General features: G+C 64.1%; 17 protein-coding genes. 5 read left to right on the plus strand and 12 right to left on the minus strand.

The features are described from left to right. The 4 genes from VLE48_12035 to VLE48_12050 form a co-directional block, all read left to right on the plus strand. On the plus strand, positions 1-1,890 hold a 1,890-nt coding region (locus VLE48_12035; protein ID HSA93733.1), incomplete at its 5' end, for a hypothetical protein. A 15-nt stretch (positions 1,891-1,905) separates the two neighbouring features. Then, complete coding sequence (locus VLE48_12040) at positions 1,906-4,668, plus strand: Npt1/Npt2 family nucleotide transporter (protein ID HSA93734.1); 2,763 nt, start codon at positions 1,906-1,908, stop codon at positions 4,666-4,668. Between the two features lie 32 nt (positions 4,669-4,700). Continuing rightward, a complete protein-coding gene (locus VLE48_12045; GenBank protein HSA93735.1) occupies positions 4,701-6,269 on the plus strand; it encodes an alkaline phosphatase family protein in 1,569 nt (522 codons plus the stop codon). Beyond that, complete coding sequence (locus VLE48_12050; protein HSA93736.1) at positions 6,266-7,216, plus strand: dihydroorotate dehydrogenase; 951 nt, start codon at positions 6,266-6,268, stop codon at positions 7,214-7,216. The genes VLE48_12045 and VLE48_12050 overlap by 4 nt, the downstream gene beginning before the upstream one ends. A gap of 39 nt (positions 7,217-7,255) precedes the next feature. Here VLE48_12050 and VLE48_12055 read toward each other — a convergent pair whose 3' ends face one another. From VLE48_12055 to VLE48_12095, 9 genes are all read right to left on the minus strand, one after another. Continuing rightward, a complete protein-coding gene (locus VLE48_12055) occupies positions 7,256-7,690 on the minus strand; it encodes a nuclear transport factor 2 family protein (GenBank protein ID HSA93737.1) in 435 nt (144 codons plus the stop codon). A gap of 50 nt (positions 7,691-7,740) precedes the next feature. Then, positions 7,741-9,156 carry a TolC family protein gene (locus VLE48_12060; protein HSA93738.1) on the minus strand — a complete coding sequence of 472 codons (1,416 nt, stop codon included), beginning with the start codon at positions 9,154-9,156 and terminating at the stop codon, positions 7,741-7,743. A 118-nt stretch (positions 9,157-9,274) separates the two neighbouring features. Beyond that, on the minus strand, positions 9,275-10,666 hold the full coding sequence (locus VLE48_12065; GenBank protein ID HSA93739.1) for a copper oxidase: 1,392 nt from the start codon (positions 10,664-10,666) through the stop codon (positions 9,275-9,277). 95 nt (positions 10,667-10,761) lie between these two features. Continuing rightward, a complete protein-coding gene (locus VLE48_12070) occupies positions 10,762-11,163 on the minus strand; it encodes a hypothetical protein (GenBank protein HSA93740.1) in 402 nt (133 codons plus the stop codon). 105 nt (positions 11,164-11,268) lie between these two features. Continuing rightward, positions 11,269-11,694 carry a hypothetical protein gene (locus VLE48_12075; GenBank protein ID HSA93741.1) on the minus strand — a complete coding sequence of 142 codons (426 nt, stop codon included), beginning with the start codon at positions 11,692-11,694 and terminating at the stop codon, positions 11,269-11,271. Positions 11,695-11,846: 152 nt separating this feature from the next. After that, positions 11,847-12,647, minus strand: a complete 801-nt coding sequence (locus VLE48_12080; GenBank protein ID HSA93742.1) for an MBL fold metallo-hydrolase — start codon at positions 12,645-12,647, stop codon at positions 11,847-11,849. A gap of 332 nt (positions 12,648-12,979) precedes the next feature. Continuing rightward, positions 12,980-13,828, minus strand: a complete 849-nt coding sequence (locus VLE48_12085) for a 3-hydroxybutyryl-CoA dehydrogenase (GenBank protein ID HSA93743.1) — start codon at positions 13,826-13,828, stop codon at positions 12,980-12,982. Positions 13,829-14,053: 225 nt separating this feature from the next. Further along, positions 14,054-14,851 (minus strand): FHA domain-containing protein, encoded by a 798-nt coding sequence (locus VLE48_12090; protein ID HSA93744.1) that lies wholly within the window; start codon positions 14,849-14,851, stop codon positions 14,054-14,056. Beyond that, positions 14,833-15,654, minus strand: coding sequence for a Stp1/IreP family PP2C-type Ser/Thr phosphatase (locus VLE48_12095; protein ID HSA93745.1), 822 nt, complete (start codon positions 15,652-15,654; stop codon positions 14,833-14,835). Before VLE48_12095 ends, VLE48_12090 begins: the two co-directional genes overlap by 19 nt. Before the next feature lie 368 nt (positions 15,655-16,022). On the opposite strand from VLE48_12095, the gene VLE48_12100 reads away from it, so the two are divergent. Continuing rightward, complete coding sequence (locus tag VLE48_12100) at positions 16,023-16,607, plus strand: hypothetical protein (GenBank protein ID HSA93746.1); 585 nt, start codon at positions 16,023-16,025, stop codon at positions 16,605-16,607. A gap of 78 nt (positions 16,608-16,685) precedes the next feature. On the opposite strand, the gene VLE48_12105 is transcribed toward VLE48_12100, so the two are convergent. From VLE48_12105 to VLE48_12115, 3 genes are all read right to left on the minus strand, one after another. Continuing rightward, positions 16,686-17,090 carry a F0F1 ATP synthase subunit epsilon gene (locus VLE48_12105; protein ID HSA93747.1) on the minus strand — a complete coding sequence of 135 codons (405 nt, stop codon included), beginning with the start codon at positions 17,088-17,090 and terminating at the stop codon, positions 16,686-16,688. 27 nt (positions 17,091-17,117) lie between these two features. Continuing rightward, a complete protein-coding gene (atpD, locus tag VLE48_12110; GenBank protein HSA93748.1) occupies positions 17,118-18,566 on the minus strand; it encodes a F0F1 ATP synthase subunit beta in 1,449 nt (482 codons plus the stop codon). 108 nt (positions 18,567-18,674) lie between these two features. Continuing rightward, the gene (locus tag VLE48_12115) at positions 18,675-19,745 is read right to left on the minus strand and encodes a FoF1 ATP synthase subunit gamma (GenBank protein HSA93749.1); all 1,071 of its coding nucleotides are present in this window, start codon (positions 19,743-19,745) and stop codon (positions 18,675-18,677) included. Positions 19,746-19,768 lie beyond the last annotated feature (23 nt).

Below are 19,768 nucleotides of genomic sequence, written 5' to 3' on the forward strand. Positions count from 1 at the left end.
GCCGACCGCGAGGTGCTCGACCTGATGATGGCGCTGGAAAAAGAAGCGCCGCGCAAGAAGGGCCGCGTCCTGGTCCTGCTGGGGAACCACGAAGTGATGAACATGACCGGCGACCTGCGTTACGTGCGCAGCTTCGCCTCCTTCGCCGGCCCGGATTCCGAGAAGCGCCGCCGCAAGGCCTTCGAGCAGTACCTGGACTGGCGCAAGGATCACGCGCAGCCGGCCGCCGCTCCGCTTACGGACGCGGAGATCGAAAAGCAATGGATGGACGCTCACCCGCCCGGCTTCCTCGAGCAGCGCGAAGCCTTCGCTCCGGACGGCCGTTACGGCCGCTGGCTGCGGGAGAAGGACGCCGTGGCCCAGGTGGACGACGTAGTGTTCCTGCACGGCGGCATCAATCCCGCGCTGCCCGACGTTCGTCCCGATTACATCAACAAGCGCATCCGCGAAGAGCTTCGGGCCATGGACGTCTTTCGCGCCTGGCTCGCGCAGGAGAACATTGCGCTTCCTTTCTTCACCCTCCAGGAAGCCACCGACGCTGCGCGGGCCGAACTGGACCGGCTGAAGGCCGAGGCCGCCGCGCGCACCGCCGCGGCGCAGGCGGAAGGCAAAGAATGGAAGCCCTCCGAAGCCGACCAGCACCGCCGCAAGACGCTGGAGGACTTCCTCGGCTACAGCGGCTGGTACAGCGTCCACCCCGATGGCCCGCTCTGGTTCCGCGGTTACGCGCAATGGACCGAGGAAGAAGGTACGCCCAAGGTCGCGGCCTTGTTGGCGTCGCTCGGTGCCCGCAACCTTGTGGTGGGCCATACGCCCCAGGCCGACGGCCGAGTACGGGTTCGCTTCGGGGGCCGCGTTTTTCTCATCGACACCGCGATGCTCAAGGGCTACATACCCGAGGGCCGCGCGTCCGCGCTGGAGATCAGCTCCCCGAAGTTCACCGCCGTGTACCACGACCAGCGCATCGTGCTGCTCGATGGTCCCGTGGCCCCACTTGCGCCCCAGTCCGCAGCGGCGCCGGGCGGCAGCTCCCTCGCGGAATACCAACAGCCTCAATCGGAACCTTCTGCGCCGGAAGCGGCCGCCGCTCCGCTCCCCCACCAATGGATCGGCCCCGACGGCCAGCCGCTCCCCTTCAAAACCGACGCCGAGTTGCTGGTGTTCCTGCGCACGGCGAAGGTGCGCGGCATCAAGGACATCGGCACCGGCATCACCAACCCTAAAAAGTGGAAGCTGGTGAAGGACGGCATCACAGCCAACGCCATCTATCGCAACGTCAGCGAAGACAAGATTCAAGCCAGTATGTCCGGCGGCACCTCTGAGATGTTTTTCCGTGACGAAGCCACCTTTGAACCTGCCGCCTATGAGTTCAGCCTGCTGGTCGGCCTGCCCTGGGTGCCACCTGCCGTCAAGCGCGGCTACGGCGCTACCGATGGCTCCGTGCAGATCTGGCTCGAAGGCGTCACGCAGTATACCGACATGCAGAAGAAGGGCATCGAACCGCCCGACCGCGTCCGCTGGAGCAAGCAACTCCACGTGATGCGGGTCTTCGACAACCTTGTTTACAACACCGACCGCAACCAGGGAAACATGCTCATCGACAAGCACTGGCGGCTGTGGCTCATCGATCACACCCGCGCCTTCCGCCGCCAGGAAGACTTGCGTACGCCTGACCTTCTCATCCAGTGCGACCGCGGCTTTCTCGAGCGCTTGCGCACCCTGGATGAAAACCTGGTCCGCGAGAAGATGAAGAAGTATTTGCGCAAAGCGGAAATCGACGCCCTGTTCGTGCGTCGCCGCAAGATCGTGGAACATTTCGACCAGCTCATCCGCGAGCGCGGCGAGACCATGGTGCTGTTCAATCTGGAGCCCATCGATGCCCAGCGCTGAGACTGCTTTTCGCAGATGACGGGCTATCTCGAACGCGCTCTGAATCTGCGACCGGGGGACTTCGGACGCGGCATTCTTCTCTTCCTTTACTTGTTTCTGATTCTTGCGTCTTACACGATCGGCAAGGTGGCTCGGGACGCTCTCTTCCTCGACCGCTTCGACGCCGTCAAGCTTCCCTGGGCCGACCTGGCCAGCGCTTTCCTGGTCGGCCTCGTGGTGGCCGCCTACTTGTTCGTGGCTCGCCGCATCTCCCTCCGCAACCTGCTCGTCGGTTGCCTGCTCCTCTACTCTGCCACCTGTGTGCTGTTCTGGTATTTAGCGCATTTCCACCAGCAGCCCTGGCTGTTTCCAGTCTTCTACATCTGGGTAGGCATCTTTGGTGTGCTGTCGACCATGCAGGTATGGAAGCTTGCCAACTTCGTGCTCACCACGCGGGAAGCCAAGCGCATCTTCGGCCTGGTCGGCGCTGGGGCCATTTCCGGCGCAATCTTCGGTGGCTTTGCTTCACGAGTTACGGTAAAGGCCTATGGCACGGAAGGCCTCCTCATGGGCATGGCCGTGTGCCTGGCCATCTGTGCCTGCCTGGTCGTGCTCATCTGGCGGCAAAGACAGCTCAATCCGTTGGAGTCCGGGGTCCACGAAGCTGAACAGCCCACCATTGTCGACAGCCTGCGCCAGATCGCGTCTTCCCCTTACCTGCTCGCCATCGCCTCTGTCATCTGCATGTCTTCGTTCGTTACCACCTTCGCGGGTTGGCAGTTCAAGGCCATCGCCCGGCAGTTCATCCCCGAAAAGGACGCTCTGGCGCTCTTCTTCAGCGATTTCAGTTTCCTGGTGGGCATTCTCGGCCTTGCGACGCAGATGCTGCTGACCTCGCGCGTCCTGCGCCGCTTCGGTCTGGGACTCACCCTGTACGTGGTGCCGGTCGCTCTGCTCGGCGGCACCATCGGCGTGCTGGCGGGAGGAACGCTGTTGGCCGCCGTGCTCCTCAAGGGCAGCGACCAGGTCTTGCGCTACTCCATCGATAAGTCCTCCATCGAGCTCCTCTACCTGCCGCTCGCCACAGGCTTCAAGCTGCGTGTTAAGTCGTTTATCGATACGTTCATCTGGCGGCTTGGCGATGGGCTGGCGGCGCTCACCCTGGTGCTGTTTGCCGACCGGCTGCGCTTTAGTGCCCGCGACGTCGGCTGGGTGAATCTGATCTTCATCGGCGGATGGCTGGCCGCGGCCTACTTCGCGCGTCGCCAGTACGTCCACACCCTGCGCGACAGCATCCGCCGGCACCGACTGGACGTCGAGCGCGTCGACACACCTGTGCTGGATCGCTCCACGATTGAGATCTTCTCCGACCGCCTCGTTTCTACCGATCCCAAAGAGATCCTCTACGCGCTGAGCCTGTTCGAGACCGAAAGTCGCCGCCGCGTGCATCCTGCAGTGCGCGGACTGCTCTACCATCCCGCGCCCGAAGTACGGCGCAAGGCCCTGGCTCTGCAGACGGAAGCCGGCGACCGGCTGCTCCTTCCCGAGGTCGAACCCTTGCTGCGCGACTCCGACCTCGAGGTCCGCACCGAAGCCCTGCTGTACCTGGCCCACCACGCCCACGTGGACCCACTGCACAAGATCGAAGAATTGGGCGACTTCCCGGACTTTTCCATCCGCTCGGCCATGGCCGCATTCCTGTCCCGCCCCGGCGACACCCAGAATCTGGAGACCGTCACCCGTATCCTCGACGCCATGATCGAGGACGAAAGCCCGGACGGCCCGCGCTCGCGACGAGAAGCGGCCCGTCTGCTGGCGACCGTCCCCGGGCCGTTCGACGCGCACGTGGAACGGCTCCTGGCGGATCCTGACCTGGAAGTGCAACGCCACGCCTTACGCGCTATCGGGCGCCAGCATCGTCGACACCTACTGACGGCGGCCATCGAGCGGCTGGCGGATCCTGCCTTGGCTGCCGACGCTGCCTTGGCCCTCTCCATGTTCGGCGACTCCATCGTGGGCACGCTGCGCGACTACCTTGGCGATCCCGCCCAGAGCACCGAACTGCGCGCCTCCGTCGCCCAGGCCCTGGTGCGTATCGGCACTCCTGCCGCCGGCCGCGCCTTGATGGAAAACTTGTTGGAAAGCGAGACCAACCTGCGCTTCCTCATCCTCAGCTCGCTCAACAAGCTGCGCGAAGCTCATCCCGGCCTGGAACTCGACACGCTCATGTTGGAGAGCATCCTGGCCGCCGAAATCATGGGCCACTACCGTTCCTACCAGATCCTCAACACGCTGGGCGGAAGCCTGGATTCCCACAGCGCCGTTTCCAGCGCCATGAATGAATCCATGCAGCAGGAGGTGGAGCGCATGTTCCGGCTGCTGACCTTGCTCCATCCTGGCTACGACTTTCACAGCGCCTATGTCGGCCTGCAGTCCACCAACGCCGTGGTGCACGACAATGCGCTCGAGTTCCTGGACAACGTGCTCAAGCCCGCTCTGCGCAACACCCTGGTGCCCCTGCTCGACAGCGAGGTCTCCGTCTCCGAGCGCGCCCGTCTGGGCGCCAGCCTTTGCCACACTGGCGTCGAGAGCCGCGAAGCCGCCGTTGCTGAGCTGGTTTCCAGCGACGATCCCTGGCTCAAGGCCTGCGGCGTCTATGCCATCGGCACGCTCGGCCTCACTTCGCTTCGGAAGCAACTGGAGAGCTGCTTGAACCATCCCGATCCGTTGCTGCGCGAGACGGCGCGCCAGGCCAAGGTGCGCCTCGCGGAGCAAAAAGGCGCGCCCGCGGCTGACTGACGCACGCACCTGCTGTCGTACACTAGAAGGGAATGAGAATCTGCTTTCTGCGTGCGGCCGCGCTGCTTTCGTTGCTGTGTTTTGCTTCCTTCGGCTTCGCTTCCGCCTACGACGCTCGGCCGAAGCTCATCGTCATCATCATCGCAGACGAGTTTCGCGCCGACTTCCTCGACCGTCATCGCGCGGGTTTCGGTTCCGGCGGCTTCAATACTTTTCTCGAGCGCGGCGCCGTATTCGCCGACTGTCATTACGACCACGCCGTCACCCTCACTGCCCCCAGCTTCACTACCCTGCTTACGGGCGCATATGCCGACGGGCACGGGATCATCGGCAATTTCTTTTGGGATCCGGAAAAGAAGCGCACCGTCGCCGCGGAACAGGATGACGCCACCACCGGCCTGGGTACTCGGGCAGGCGGATCCCCCTGGCGCGTGCTGGCCTCCACGCTCGGCGACGAATTGAAGCTTGCTACCGGCGGCAAGTCGCGCGTCTTCGCCGTATCTCTCAAGCGCCGTGCCGCCATCCTGCCCGCCGGGCACGCGGCTGATGCCGCCTACTGGGCGGACGATTCGACCGGTGTCTTCGTCACTTCGTCCTACTACATGAAGGATCTGCCGGACTGGGTGAAGGCCTTCAACGCCGGAGGCCGGCTGGAGAAATATCGCAGCCTCGAGTGGAAGGATGCCGCCGGCAACGTTCTTCGGCCCGCCTCCGCGTCCGGCAAGTTCAAGGACTCCCTCGGCGAAACCCCGTTCGCCACCGAGTACCAGCTCGAATTCGCACGCCAACTCATTCAGGAGCAGAAGCTGGGCTCCGGGTCCGCAACCGACCTGTTGATTCTTTCCCTCTCCGCGAGCGACTATCTGGGCCATGACGTGGGCCCGGATTCGCCGGAAATGGCCGCCATGATCCTCGCCATCGACCGCCAGCTCGCCGAGTTTTTCGCCTTCCTCGCCCGCCAGATCGGTCTCGCCAACGTCTGGCTGGCCTTCACCTCGGACCACGGGACGGCTCCGCTGCCCGCCACTGCCACCAGTCTGCGTCTGCCGGGCCGCAACGTGGATATCAGCGCCGTTCGCAAGCAGGCCAATGCCGAGCTTGCCGCCCGCTTCAACGCCGGGGCCGACTTCATCGCCGCCATCGACTGGCCTGTGGCCTACCTCTCGCAGAACGCCTTTGCCGCTGTGAATCTCAACGAAGCGGATGCCGAACAGGCGGCCGGCGAAGCCCTTGGGAAGGCGGCCGGCTGGTCCGGGTTTTTCACCCGCCATCAGAGCAAGAGCGGCGCGCTGCCGCCCACCGCGCTCGGCCGGCGGTACGCCCACAGCTTCTCCCCTTATGGAGGCTGGTACGTGATCGGAGTGCCGGAACTCCTCTCGGTCGGCATCGAGCGTGGCACCCACCATGGCTCGCCCTGGTCGTACGACACGCACGTTCCCTTGTTGCTCTATGGCCTTCCGTTTCGCCCCGGCATCTACCGGCAGGCGGTCGAACCGGTGGACCTAGCGCCGACGCTGGCTTCCCTCCTGGGCATCACGCCGCCCTCTCACAGCGTGGGGCGCGTGCTGACCGAAGCCCTGGCAGCCGGAGGCAAGCCGTGAGCGCCGCACCCTTCGCCGGCCCGCCCCAGCCGCCCGACCTGAGCGTTACCTTCTGCGGCATCCGCTTCAAGAACCCAGTCATCGCCGCCAGCGGCACCTTCGGCTACGGCCTGGAGTTCGAGGACATCGTCGCGCTGCCCAAGCTGGGTGGCTTTGTGGTGAAGGGACTCTCACGCGAGCCCATGGCGGGCAATCCGCCGCCCCGCATCTTCGAGAGCGCCGCCGGCATGCTCAACTCCATTGGATTGCAGAACATCGGCGCGCGCGCCTTCGTGGAAGAAAAGCTCCCGCTGCTGCGCAAGAAGGCGGACATCGTTGTCATCGCCAACGTCTTCGGCTTCACCGTGGAGGACTACGAAGCCACCATTCACATCCTGAATGAAGGGGAAGGCATCGCCGCGTATGAGTTGAACGTCTCTTGTCCCAATACCAAGCATGGCGGCATCTTCTTCGGCAGCGATCCGGTGCTGCTGGAAGAAGTGGTGGCGTCGGCGAAGGGCGCGGCCACCAAGCCGCTGATCGTCAAACTCTCGCCGAACGTCACCAGCATCGCGCAGATGGCGCGCGCCGCGGAGAACGCCGGCGCCGACGCCCTTTCTCTCGTCAATACCTTTGTGGCCATGGCCATTGACCCCGAAACCCGCCGCCCGCGCATCTCCAACATCACCGCGGGCCTCTCCGGCCCCGCCATCAAGCCCATCGCGCTGCGCATGGTCTATGAAGCCGCGCACGCGGTGGATATTCCCGTGATCGGCATCGGCGGCATTACCACCGCCGCCGACGTGGTCGAATTCATGCTCGCGGGCGCCGCCGCCGTCCAGGTAGGCACGGCCAATTACTGGGACCCCTGCGCGACGGAGAACATCGTCAACGCGCTCGAGCGCTGGTGCATGGAGCACCGCGTCTCTCGTCTCACCGACCTCATCGGCGGCCTGATCACCGACTGAAGGCCTTGAGCCTCCGTGGCTTCCAGTTCGCTACCGCTGCTATTTCCGCGGCACGTAGAAGCTCCAGTCCAGCATCACGATCTTCCACCTGCCCTCGCGTTTTTCCAGCACATACACCGACCACAGCGTGGCCTCGACCTTTTCGCCCGATTTCCGCGTCAACGTCATGCTGGTCTTGGTGTAACCCCAACCCATCTGAGGCGTCGTCACCAGGCGCACCAATTCGCTTTTCATCGGCGGCGCCGGTTCCTTCATCTCCGGCACCAGGTGGTGGTCGCGGAAGTCCGCCCAGCTATCGTTCCGGTGGCCGTTCTCGAACGCGACCATGTCTTCCGCCATCAGCGGCTCGATCTGCGCCAAGTCGCGCTCGGCCAGCCCGCGCTCGAACTGCTCGATGGCCGCGCGCACTTCCGCCTCGGTCGTTTCCCCTGCCCACCCCAGGACACTGAAGCTCAGCACAGCGATTGCCAGCACCGTTTGCATTCTTCTCCCCCGTTCCGAAGATCTTTCCTGATTGCTGACTGCTATTTCTCCATCGGCCGCGCCATGGGCACGTTGATCTCGCGCACCGGCTGGTCCATTTCACCCGCGCGCGCTGGAGCCTCCAGGCCGTCCGTCAGCAGGTACCCGCGCAGCGCGATCGAGCTGGTCTGCAGCGCCTCCAGCGCCTCGATATAGTCGGTCTGCAACTGGAACAGCGTGCGTTGCGAGATCAGCACCTGCGGATACGCTGCCGCCACCTCCTGATACTTGGCCAGGTACAGCTCGTACGCTCGTTGCGCCCGCGGGATCATCTGCGCGCGATAGCGCTCCACCATCGCGCTGGCATCACGATAGCTCCGCAACAGTCCGGCCGAGCGCTCGCGCAGCACCAGTTCCACGCGGCGCGCTTCCGCCTGCGCCCGTTCCAGTTCCGCGCGCGCCGATTCCACCCCGCCCTGGTTGCGGTCGAACAGCTTCAACTGCACGCCGATCTCCGCGAAGCCCTGCAGTCCGACCGGACGTCCCGTAGCCTCGAGCAACTCGCGATTTTGCTGCAGCCCGCCGCGCAGGACCAGGTCCGGCACCGCCTCGCTTCGCGCGCGGCCGACGGCCAACTCCGCACGCTTCACTCCCGCCTCTGCGATGCGCACCGCCGGGCTGTTGCGCACCAGGTCTTCGATGTATTGCTCGGGCGCGATCTCCGGCAGGTTTTCCTCCAGCCGCCCGGCCAGTCGCGTGAGCGGAAGCTGGGGATTGCCCACCACCGCCGCCAGCGCCGTCCACGCATGCTGGCGACGGTTCTCGGTTTCGATCAGCATCAGTTCGGCGCGCTGCGCCTCGATCTCCGCCTGCAGGACGTCCGGCTGGTCGGCCTGACCCACGTTGTACAGCTGCTGCGAGACCTCGACCGCCTCGGCCGCCAGCCGCGCCAGTTTCCGCCGCACCGTCACGGCCTCCTGTGCTGCCAGGGAGTGGAAGTAGAGCATGCGCACGGCGTTCATCACTCGCAGACGCTGCTCATCCGACTCCGCCTCCGCCTGCACGCGCTCCTGCTCGAAGACCTGGCGGTTCCGCTTCAGCTTGCCGCCCAGCACGATGGGCTGCTCGATGAAGAATCCCTGCTGGCCACCGCGCGAGCGCCCGCCGCGGATCTCTTCACCGAGGTAGCCCACGGTCGGGTTGGGATACAGGCCGGCCTGTTTCGCCCGTCCTGCGGCTACGCGCACTTCTGCGCTGGCTTGTCGCAGCGTCGGGTTCCCGGCCAGCGCCATGCGCTCCAGTTCTTCCAGCATCAGCGCCGGTCCGGTTTCTTCCGCCTCCGCCGCCCGCGGATCCTTCGGGGCACTCTGCGGATGCTGCTCATGCTGCGCGGGCGCGGTAGTTTCCTGCGCCCAACCACCGACAGGCACGACCAGCAGCAGCAGGATCAGGACTCCAATCAACGATTTCGCTCTCATGGCTCCACTCTCTCCGTCGTACACCACAGCCAGTTTCTTGAAAGGGCGCGGCTTCAGCCGCGCCGTAACGTTTCGGCGGAAAAACCCAGGGCTTTAGCCCTGAGGTAGAAACGCCGGCTCATCCGTGCTTGTGTTCCTCCCGCGCGGGTTCCTGCCGGAGGGCATGGATCTTGTCGTACATCTCCGGCTCAAGCACGCGCAGCAGCGTCATCATGCCCATCATCGCGCCGGACCATCCTTTGGCCAGCCCGTAGGTCTCGGGCTTGGCCACCAGTTCGTCGAGCACCGGAAAATGATCTTGCGGAAAACCGGGGACGCGATTCGCTCCCGGCGCCACCTTCCACAAACCGCCGCCGTGATGCGCGTGTGCGGCTTGCAGTGGAAGATCGGTGGTGGCGCGCTCGTGCTCCGAGCCCACACCCATGCCGCGTCCCAGGCTGGGGCCGAAGCCCTCGGCCGTAGCGTGACCCTGGCGCAGCATGCCCATGCCGTCTTTCATGTCCAGGCCCGCGGCCATGCCGTTGAACGTCCACAGCGGACCCGTCATGGAAGCCATCTGGTTCATCATGTGGTGCGGCAGATGGCAGTGCACCATCCAGTCGCCGGGATTATCCGCGACAAACTCCACGTCCGTAGCTTCCGCTACGCCCACCAGGGTCGTGTTCTTCGGGCCCCAGAGCGATTCCGGCTGGCGGCCCGCTTCCGAACCCGTCACCACGAACGTGTGCCCGTGCACGTGCACCGGATGGTGGTCCATGCCCATGTTGACGAAGCGCAACCGCACGCGCTCTCCGCGCTTCACCAGGATGGGCGTGGTCGCCGGCGCCGCCTTGCCGTTCATGGTCAGCCAGTTGAACTCCATGGAAAGCGAGTTGGGGACGCTCGCGTTGGGCAGCACGGCGAACTCCTGCAGCACGAAGCCGAAATCGCGGTCCACTCTCGGCCGCCAGGCTTCTTTCGGATGCATGATGAACATCCCGATCATGCCCATCATTTCCTGCATGCTCATGTGCGAGTGGTAGAAGAATGTCCCCGCCTGGTGCAGCGTGAACTCGTACACGAACTTCTCTCCGGGCAGGATGAGCGGCTGGCTGATGGCGGGCATGCCGTCCATCTCCACCGGGATCTCGAAGCCGTGCCAGTGCATGGAGGTGGGCTCCGGCAAACGGTTCTCCACAATGATGCGTACGCGATCGCCCTCGGTCACCTGGATGGTGGGACCGGGCACGCTGCCGTTGTATCCCCACAGATCCACAACTTTCCCGGGATAGATCTCGCGCTTCACCGGCTCGGCGACCAGTTGGAACACCTTCACGCCGTTCTCGAGCCTATGGGGAAGCTGCGACACGTCGGGGGTCGCGACCGGCAACGGCACACCGGCAGCGCCCCGCGACTGTGGCCTGCGCCACGGCCGCGCGCTCGGCTCTTCGTGCGCCAGTGCTTGGGATGAGGCGGCGGCTCCGGCGCCCAGCGCCAGCGCCGCCCGCAGGAAATTGCGTCGGCTGTTCATATCCACGCTCCTTGGATCGCTGAAAACTGAAGAAAAATCAGAACCGCGGACGCTCACCGTCCACAGCTCGAACAACAGGAAAAGAAAAAAAGGGACTAGATGCGCAGAAAAATAGCGCGTGGGAAATCTTCGAGGTCAGGTGGACTGGCGGCGACGGCAACGGGTGAAGCATTCGCCGCAGAAGTCAACTGTGGAGCGGCCGCAACTGCGAGAGCAGCCGACACCGCGCGCGGCTCGGGCAGGCTAGTGCTGCGGCGCTGGAGCCGCGCGTCCATTTGCGCAGTGCATTCCCCAGCGGACATGGCCGCGCACTTCGCCATGTCTGCCGAAGCCGTGTCGTGCTGATGGTTCATGCCGCCGTGATGCATCGCGGCGGAAGGCTGCGCCACCCGTGCACACAGCGCCTGGCATGCGGCGGCCGTCGCCATCGTCCCACTCAGCAGGACCATGGCCACAGCGAAGACTGCGGTGATGCGGAATCGAACCGGCGTTCGCATCGCGATATTCTTGTCTTTCCGAGTCCGCCGCGGCGGACAAGGAATCCCTATGCCTAACAAGCGCTGCCGGGTATAGGGATGCCTCGGTTCCTCGGCATGAAAACGTTACCCCTTCAGCTTCATCTCCAGCTCTTCCGGCAGCCGGCTGCGAATCTCTTCCGGCAGGCTCTGGTGCAGGCGGCGCGCGCCTAGCCGCGCGGCGTCCACCATCACCAGCGGTGCCGGAGTGGCCACCGCTACCGCCACCCACATGATACTGGAGAAGGCGAAGCCCGCCAGCGCGGCGATCTCCAGGTAGAGGGCGTGCCGCGGCGAAAAATAGCGGATGGCCCCGAAGGCCAGCAGGAACATCACCGCCGAGACCGTGGCTACCACGATCAGCCCCACGTCGATGATGCGGTGCAGCTTCTGGCGCTTGCGGCAGCGGCTGCATTCCGCCAGGTGCTGCTCGTAGTCGCCGCGCATTTCCACCGCCAGGCCGGAGATGTCATAGCGCCAGCCTGCCAGAATCTCGCCGACCACTCGGTCCATGCATTGACTCATAGAACAGCAACGACCACTTCCACGCTCTTCTTCCGGAGGATCTCGTCCTCCCCTTTTCGGAGGGGCACGACTTCTTGTGCCGTCCACTCCCTGCCGAAATCGTGGGCTTTAGCCCCGGAGGCCTGAGCCCGATTCAAAACCTACAGCCGGATAGGCTCCATCCCCGCGTCCTGCCTGGCCAGCAGCACGCGGTTTAACAGTAAGTTACGGCGAGGGCCCAAGGCTTGTTCCGCCGCTCCGCGGGCGATTTCCGGGTGGTTGTTCTGCTCCGAGAGATGCGCCAGCACCAGGAATGCGGCGCTTCCATCATAGTCGCCGGCGAAGAATTCCGCGAGGGCGTCGTTCGAAAGGTGGCCCACCCGGCTCATCACCCGCTGCTTCACGCTCCAGGGATAAGGCCCGGTGCGCAGCATCTCCAGGTCGTGATTGGACTCCATCAGCAGCACGTCGCACCCCTTTAGATGCTGCCGGACGCTGGATGGGACATACCCCAGATCGGTCACCAGCCCGACCTTTACACCTTCTATACGAAACGTAAAGCCCACCGGATCGGCGGCGTCGTGGGGCGTGGTGAACGCGGTCACCGCGATATCGCCGATGTGGAAGGTGGCGCCCGCCGGGAACGGCTCCCAGCGCGCGAGTTCGGTCTCGCCTCCCCGGGCGCGCTGCTCGCGCCGCCAAGCCGAGCGCGTCATCTCGGTCATGAACACCGGCGCCTTGAGTTTCCGCGCCAGTACCTCCAGGCCCGCCACGTGGTCGGAGTGCTCATGGGAGATCAGGATGGCATCCAGCTTCTCCGGCTCTTCGCCCGCGGCCCGCAGGCGCTTGAAAGTTTCGCGGCAGGAGATGCCGGCGTCCACCAGGATGGTGGTCTCGGCGCTCGCTACCACCGCCGCATTCCCCCGACTCCCGCTGGCCAGCACCGCGACGCGCACGCCCATGGGGCGAGGATAGCCGGAATAGTCGTCTCTCGGTAGTGCCTTCGGCGTTAAGGGGACGGTATACCCCTCCCGCCATTCTCCCTTGGATAAATCAACAGGTTAGTGAGCCAGATCCCTGTGAGTCCCTAGGTCTAAAGGACTTATTGGCAAAGTCCCTGAAACAACGGGCTTATCTTTTTACAAACAATACTACATAGACTATATCACTACGAAGGAAGGCGTTAAGGGGAATTTGCAAGGTGTTGAAGGCAGTGCACGGCTTCGTCGCCGCTCGCTCAGGATGACGGCTACGAAAGGAGAGGAGCTGAGAACTGGTCACTGACCACTGCTTCTCAGTACTTGTAAAACCCCTGCCCCGTCTTCCGGCCCAGCCGGCCGGCGTGGACCATCTTGATGAGCAGCGGGCAGGGGCGGTACTTGGGGTCGCCAAGGCCTTCCTGCAGGACGCGCATGATGTCGAGACATACGTCCAGGCCGATGAAGTCGGCCAGTTGCAGGGGGCCCATGGGATGCGCCATGCCCAGGCGGAAGACCTCGTCCACCGCAGCAGGCGTGGCCACGCCCTCCATCACCGCATACATGGCTTCGTTCAAGAGCGGCATCAGGACGCGATTGGAGACGAAGCCGGGGGCGTCGTTCACTTCGACCGGCGTCTTCTCCAGCTCTTCGGCCAGTGCCTTCACGGTCTGGAAGGTTTCGTCGGAGGTGGCCAGCCCGCGGATAACTTCCACCAGCTTCATCACCGGCACGGGATTGAAGAAGTGCATGCCGATCACACGGTCGGGCCGTTTGGTCAGCGCGGCCAGGCGGGTAATGGAGATGGACGAAGTATTCGAAGAGAGGATGACCTCGGGCCGGCACACCTGGTCGAGTTCGCGGAAAAGATCGGCCTTGATATCGAACTTCTCGGTGGCGGCTTCGACCACGAAATCACAATTCGCAAGGACCGCGCGCTCTACCGTGGCCTCGATGCGGCGGAGGGCGGTTTTGCCCTCTTCCGCGGTGAGCTTGTTCTTCGATACCTCGCGCTCGAGGTTCTTCGCAATAGTCTCCAGCGCACGATCGAGGAAGCGGCGCTCCACATCACACAGCAGAACGCTATAGCCATGGCGCGCGAACACGTGCGCAATGCCGTTGCCCATGGTTCCGGCGCCGATAATGCCGATGGTGTGAATAGCCATGATTGCCTCTCGTGGAAGAAGTCAAGGAGTTTAGCAGAACGGAGCTGGCAGCTTGGGGCCAACGGCTGGGCGCCATTGGCCTCGAAAGGAGAAACAACGCTACAGGGGTCCCTCGACTCGCCTTCGCTTTTCCCGCTCGTCCGCCACGGACTCGCGGACGCTCCAGCTCGCTCGGGATGACATTCCACCTGCTGCCAGCTGCCGCCTGCAAGCTGCCAGCCAGTGTTACTGCAAGTCGAAGCTCATCTTGACGCCCTTGACCTCGATCATGGAGCCTTCGGTCAGTTCGGTGGGACCAATGATCTGGGCGCCGTTGACGCTCACGTGGATGCCGCGCTCCGCGGGCGCGATGATGTATTTGGTCTCGCGCTTGGTGATGGTGGCGGCCACGTTGGGCGCGAACCAGCCCTTCAGGCGCACGGTGGCCATGTCGCTCTTGCCGATGACCGTGAGCTTGCTCGACAGGATGTACTGCGACTGGTCGGTCTTGCCGGCCAGAACAGTGAGGGTGGCGGTGCGCTCGCGCGGCGGCGGCGCAGCCGGCGGCATGGCGGCCGTCTTGTGGCCCGGGGGAGTCGGAGCGGTAGGCGGGGGAGGCGCGGCCGGCGCCTTTCCGGCCAGGGCTGCGGCCATCATCTCCTTGGCCTTCTTGGTGTCGAGGACCACGGTGGCTTCCAGCTTGGGCAGCGGCGGAAGCGCCTGCACGGTGTCGGCTGCGGTTTCGTCCTCGTGCCAGGTGTCCTTGAACTGGATGATGTGCTTGCCGATGCCGATCTCGTCGCCGTCGTTGAGCGAGACCTTGGTGATGCGCTGCTTGTTGACGAAGGTGCCGTTCAGGCTCTCATTGTCCTCGACGACGTAGTGGTCGCTCTCCCAGAAGATCTTGGCGTGGTGGCTGCTGACGGCGAGGTTATCCACCTGAATGAGATTGTCGGGCAGGCGGCCAATGGTAGCCACACCGCCCTGGGCGAGCGTGAACTCCTTCAGAGTGGCGCCTTCGAACATCAGATAGAGCTTTGCCATTTGTGGCCTCCTCCAAACCAGCGACGGTACCAGGCTTCCTTGACGATCTTGATGAGTACGCAGGTGATGTTGTCGTCGCCCCCGGCCTCCTTGGCGGCCTGGATCAAGCGGTCACAGGCCTGCTGCAGCGAGAACGAGGATTGAATAATCTCCAACAGGCGCGGCTCCTTGATGTACTTGGTGAGCCCGTCGGTGGTGAGCAGCAAAATATCGCCGGGCTGCGCGACCAGGTCCTCCAGGTCGGGCTCCACGGTGGCGTCGGCACCCAGGGCGCGGAAGATGATGTTCTGGATGTCGGAGCGGTCGGCTTCTTCCTGGCTGAGGAGGCCGCGGCGCACCTGCTCGGCGACCAGGGAGTGATCCTCGGTCATCTGCTCGATCTCGCCGTGACGGATGCGGTAGATGCGGCTGTCGCCCACGTGGGCGATGGAGAGGAAATTGCCCTTCAGCATGGCGGCCACAATGGTGGCGCCCATGCCATGGTGCGAGGCGTCGGAGGACGCGGCCTGGTAGATGACGTCGTTGGCGAGCTGGATGGCGCTGGCCAGGGCGTTGGCCATCTGGGAGACGTCCTCGTAGGCGCGCCCATGGGTAGGGTAACTGCCGTTGGCGGCGGCCTTGCGGAAGTACTCCAGCACGGTGTCCACGCCCATCTTGCTGGCCACTTCGCCGGCGGCCATGCCGCCCATCCCGTCGCAGACCAGGAAGATGCCGTTGCGGGTGTCGTAGCCGAAGTTGTCCTCGTTGTTGGTGCGCACGCAGCCAACATCGCTTTTGCCGACGACTTCGACCGCAACTTTCATGGAAGGGGACGAATCCCGCGCAATCCTACCCTAAACTTCGCCTCTCTGCGCGCAAGCGCAGGCCCATCCGTTCGCGCCCCAAGCGCGCGCGTGCAGACCCTCCGGAAGCTTCCCGGGAAGATGTTGGGCGGATTGTAGCGGGTGTGCAGATACGAAACAAGAGCGTTGTTTACCGAAACGTTATCAAGGCAACCACTTGCGAGAGCTGCGGATATACCGGAAAGGTTGCCTGAGTGTGGCTTTTTGACCACAGTTCCGACGCCGTAAAAGGGCAGCGGCAGCGTCGGTTCAAGGCATCCCACCTAATGATACGGACGCAGGAGTGCCTGCAAGAGAGACAAATCCGAGCCTGCGTCCTGGAGGTGAACATGGTGGTCAAAACGAAAGCGGCGCTCATGGCGTTCGCCGTGGCGTTGGCGCTGGCGGGAACGGCGCTCGCGCACGATCCGCCGAACCGCCAGGCGTATCAGGTCCAGCAGTACGGCTACGACAACGGCTACCGCGACGGTTTTAACCACGGCGTGGCGGACCGGAGCAACAGGGCAAGCTATGACTACCGCGACGCCAGCTTCCAGCAAGCCGACCGAGGCTACGCCGGCTGGATGGGCCCGCGCGGACAGTTCCGCCAGGGCTATCGGGACGGCTATCGGGTGGGCTATGACGACGCTTATTTCGGGCGCTCAGCCCAGATTACCCGCACTTATGACGAGGGCGTCGTCACCGTAAGGCCACCCGGCTCCGGAGACGCGGCCTTTGCCAACGGCTACCGGGACGGCTTGGTGGCCGGCCGCGATGAAGCGCGCGAGGGCAAGAGCTTCAGCCCGTACAACAACGGCTGGTATCGCAACGCGGACCGCGGCTATTACGGCGATTACGGCAGCCGCGATACCTACAAACACATGTACCGGCAGGGCTACCTGGAAGGCTATCAACAGGCCTACTGGAACCATTAGCACCCTACCGGTGCGAGCAACCAGCAGGGCCGCCTTCAGGGCGGCCCTGTTCTTTTCCCTGAAGCCTGGAGTGAGGCGCTACTGCTTACCGGCGACCTGCAGGCGGATGAGGGCGCGTTTGAGGGCGACCTCGGCGCCGGCGAAGTCGACGTCGGGATCGGTGCGGCGCAGATGTTTTTCTGCTTTCTCCACCGCCTGGCGGGCGCGATCGATGTCAATCTCCTCGGCGCGTTCGGCGGTCTCGGCCAGGATGATGACGCGGTCGGGCAACACCTCGGCGAAGCCCCAAGCGACGGCCAGGTAATGCGTCTTTTGCCCGCGACGGTAGCTGATCTCGCCCACATCCAGCTCGGTGATGAGCGGGGCGTGGCCGGGCAGGATGCCCAGGTATCCCTTGCGACCGGGAATCTGCATCTCTTCGGCGCGGTCGTCCACTACCTGGCGATCGGGAGTAACGATCTCGAGTTGGAAGGTGTCAGGCATGCAGTTGCCAGTACCCCGTGAAGGCCGCTACGCAGCGGCTTGCTGTTTGAGTTTTTCGGCATGCTCGAGGACTTCCTCGATGCCGCCTTTCATGAAGAAGGCCTGCTCGGGGATGTCGTCATACTTGCCCTCGATGATGCCGCGGAAGCCTTTCACGGTGTCTGCGATCTTGACGTAACGGCCGGGCACATTCAGGAACTGCTCGGCCACGTGGAAGGGCTGCGAAAGGAACTTCTGGATCTTGCGGGCGCGCGCGACGGTGAGCTTGTCATCTTCGCTCAGCTCGTCAATCCCCAGGATGGCAATGATGTCCTGCAGGTCCTTGTAGCGCTGCAAGATCTTCTTCACGCCCTGGGCGACGTCGTAGTGGTCGTCTCCGACGATGCGGGGATCGAGGATGCGCGAGGTGGAAGCCAGAGGGTCCACGGCGGGGTAGATGCCGATCTCGACGATCTGACGCGAGAGCACGGTGGTGGCATCGAGGTGGGCGAAGGTAGTGGCGGGCGCGGGGTCGGTGAGGTCGTCGGCCGGCACGTAGATGGCCTGCACGGAAGTCACGGAGCCCTTCTTGGTGGAGGTGATGCGCTCCTGCAACTCGCCCATCTCGGTGGCTAGGTTGGGCTGGTAGCCGACGGCGGAAGGCATGCGGCCGAGCAGCGTGGAGACCTCAGAGCCCGCCTGGGTGAAACGGAAGATGTTGTCGATAAAGAGCAGCGTGTCGGCGCCCTCGACGTCGCGGAAGTATTCGGCGACGGTCAAGCCGGTGAGGGCGACGCGCAAGCGCGCGCCGGGCGGCTCGGTCATCTGGCCGTAGATGAGCGCGGCCTTGGAGTTCGAGGGGTCGCCGGGCTTGATGACGCCGGACTCGCTCATCTCGATCCACAGGTCGTTGCCCTCGCGGGTACGCTCGCCCACGCCGGCAAACACGGAGAAGCCGCCATGCTGCTTGGCGACGTTGTTGATGAGCTCCATGATGATCACGGTCTTGCCCACGCCGGCGCCGCCGAAGAGGCCGATCTTGCCGCCCTTGAGGAAGGGCTGGATGAGATCAATGACCTTGACGCCGGTCTCGAACATTTCCGCGGTCGTGGCCTGCTCCTCGAAGCTGGGCGCCGGGCGATGGATGGGATGACGCTCCTGGGTGGCGATGGGGCCCAGGTTGTCCACGGGCTCGCCGATGACGTTCATCACGCGGCCGAGCGTGCCCGTTCCCACCGGCACGGTGATGGGCCCGCCCAGGTCGATAGCCTTCATGCCGCGCACCATGCCGTCGGTGGGCTGCATGGCAACACAGCGCACACGGCCCTCGCCCAGGTGCTGCTGCACCTCGAGGACGACGTTGATGGGCGCAGGCACATCGAAGCCCTCGCTGACCACGCGCAGGGCCTGGTAGATGGAAGGCAGATGGGCCTCGGCGAACTGCACGTCAACGGCGGGACCGGCGACTTGAATGACGCTACCGACGTTCTCTGGCATTCGAAACTCCCTGATCTGTCAGCTTCTAGCTGCTAGCTACTAGCTTTGTAACCTCAACAGCAGATCCCTCGCTCGCCGCGGCGGGCTCGGGATGACAATCCCAAGACCCTACAAAGCTGCGGCTCCGGAGACGATCTCAATGATCTCCTTGGTGATGCGGGCCTGGCGGACGCGGTTCATGGCCAGGGTCAGGTCGTCAATCATCTCGGAGGCGTTGTTGGTGGCCGAGTCCATGGCGGTCATGCGAGCGGCATGTTCGGCGGCCACCGACTCCAACAACGCGTGGAAAATCTGCACGCTCACGTAGCGCGGCAACAGGCTGTGGAACAGCTCCAGCGCCGGCTGTTCGTAGATGTAGTCCACTCCGGTGACGAAAGCAGCGGCGCGGCGGTCGATCTCGGCGGTATCGGCCGCACGGACGCTGACGCCAGCCGCGCGGGCGGCCTCGACCAGGCGTTTCTTCTGCTCGTCGGTCATCTCCTCGGCCATGCGGATATCGGCGGCGCCGATCTCCTCGATGGGCAGGACCTCATCCACCACCAAGCGCTGCGAAACCACGGACTTGAATTCGTTGTAGACAAGATAGACGGCATCGGCCTGGCCGCGGGTGTAGCTGTGAATGACCTCCTCGGCCAGGTCGCGGGCGTGGGTGAACTCCAGGCGACTGAAGATGTTGGTGTATTCGCCGACCAGTTGAATCTGGGCGGCGCGCGCGGTCACGGCCTCCGCCTCTTGCAGATCCTCTGCCAGAGAGCGCTGGGCCTGGGCCGCGGGATAGCGGCGACGCAGGAAGTCGCGCCCCTTGCGCCCGACGGCAATCACGTCCACGTTCTTGCCCGGCTTGGATTCGAGGAAGCGCTGTGCGGCCTTGAGGATGTTGGTGTTGAAGGCGCCGGCCAGTCCTTTGTCGCCGGTGATCACGACCAGGAGGATGTCCTTCTCCTCGCGACGGGCGAGCAGGGGATGGCGGGCCTGACCGGTCTCCGGATCGTAGATTTCGGCGCGGGTGACCAGCGACTGGAGCACGCTGGTGAGCATGCGGGCGTAAGGCCGGGCGGAAAGGGCGCGATCCTGGGCGCGGCGCAGCTTGGCCGCCGAAACCATTTTCATGGCCTTGGTGATCTGCCGCGTGTTTCTCACGCTGCGGATGCGGCGGCGGATATCGAGAACGTTTGCCATTAAAAGCAGCCTTCAGCAATCAG

Source organism: Terriglobales bacterium (assembly GCA_035454605.1).
Classification (GTDB): Bacteria; Acidobacteriota; Terriglobia; order Terriglobales; family Acidobacteriaceae; genus DATMAB01.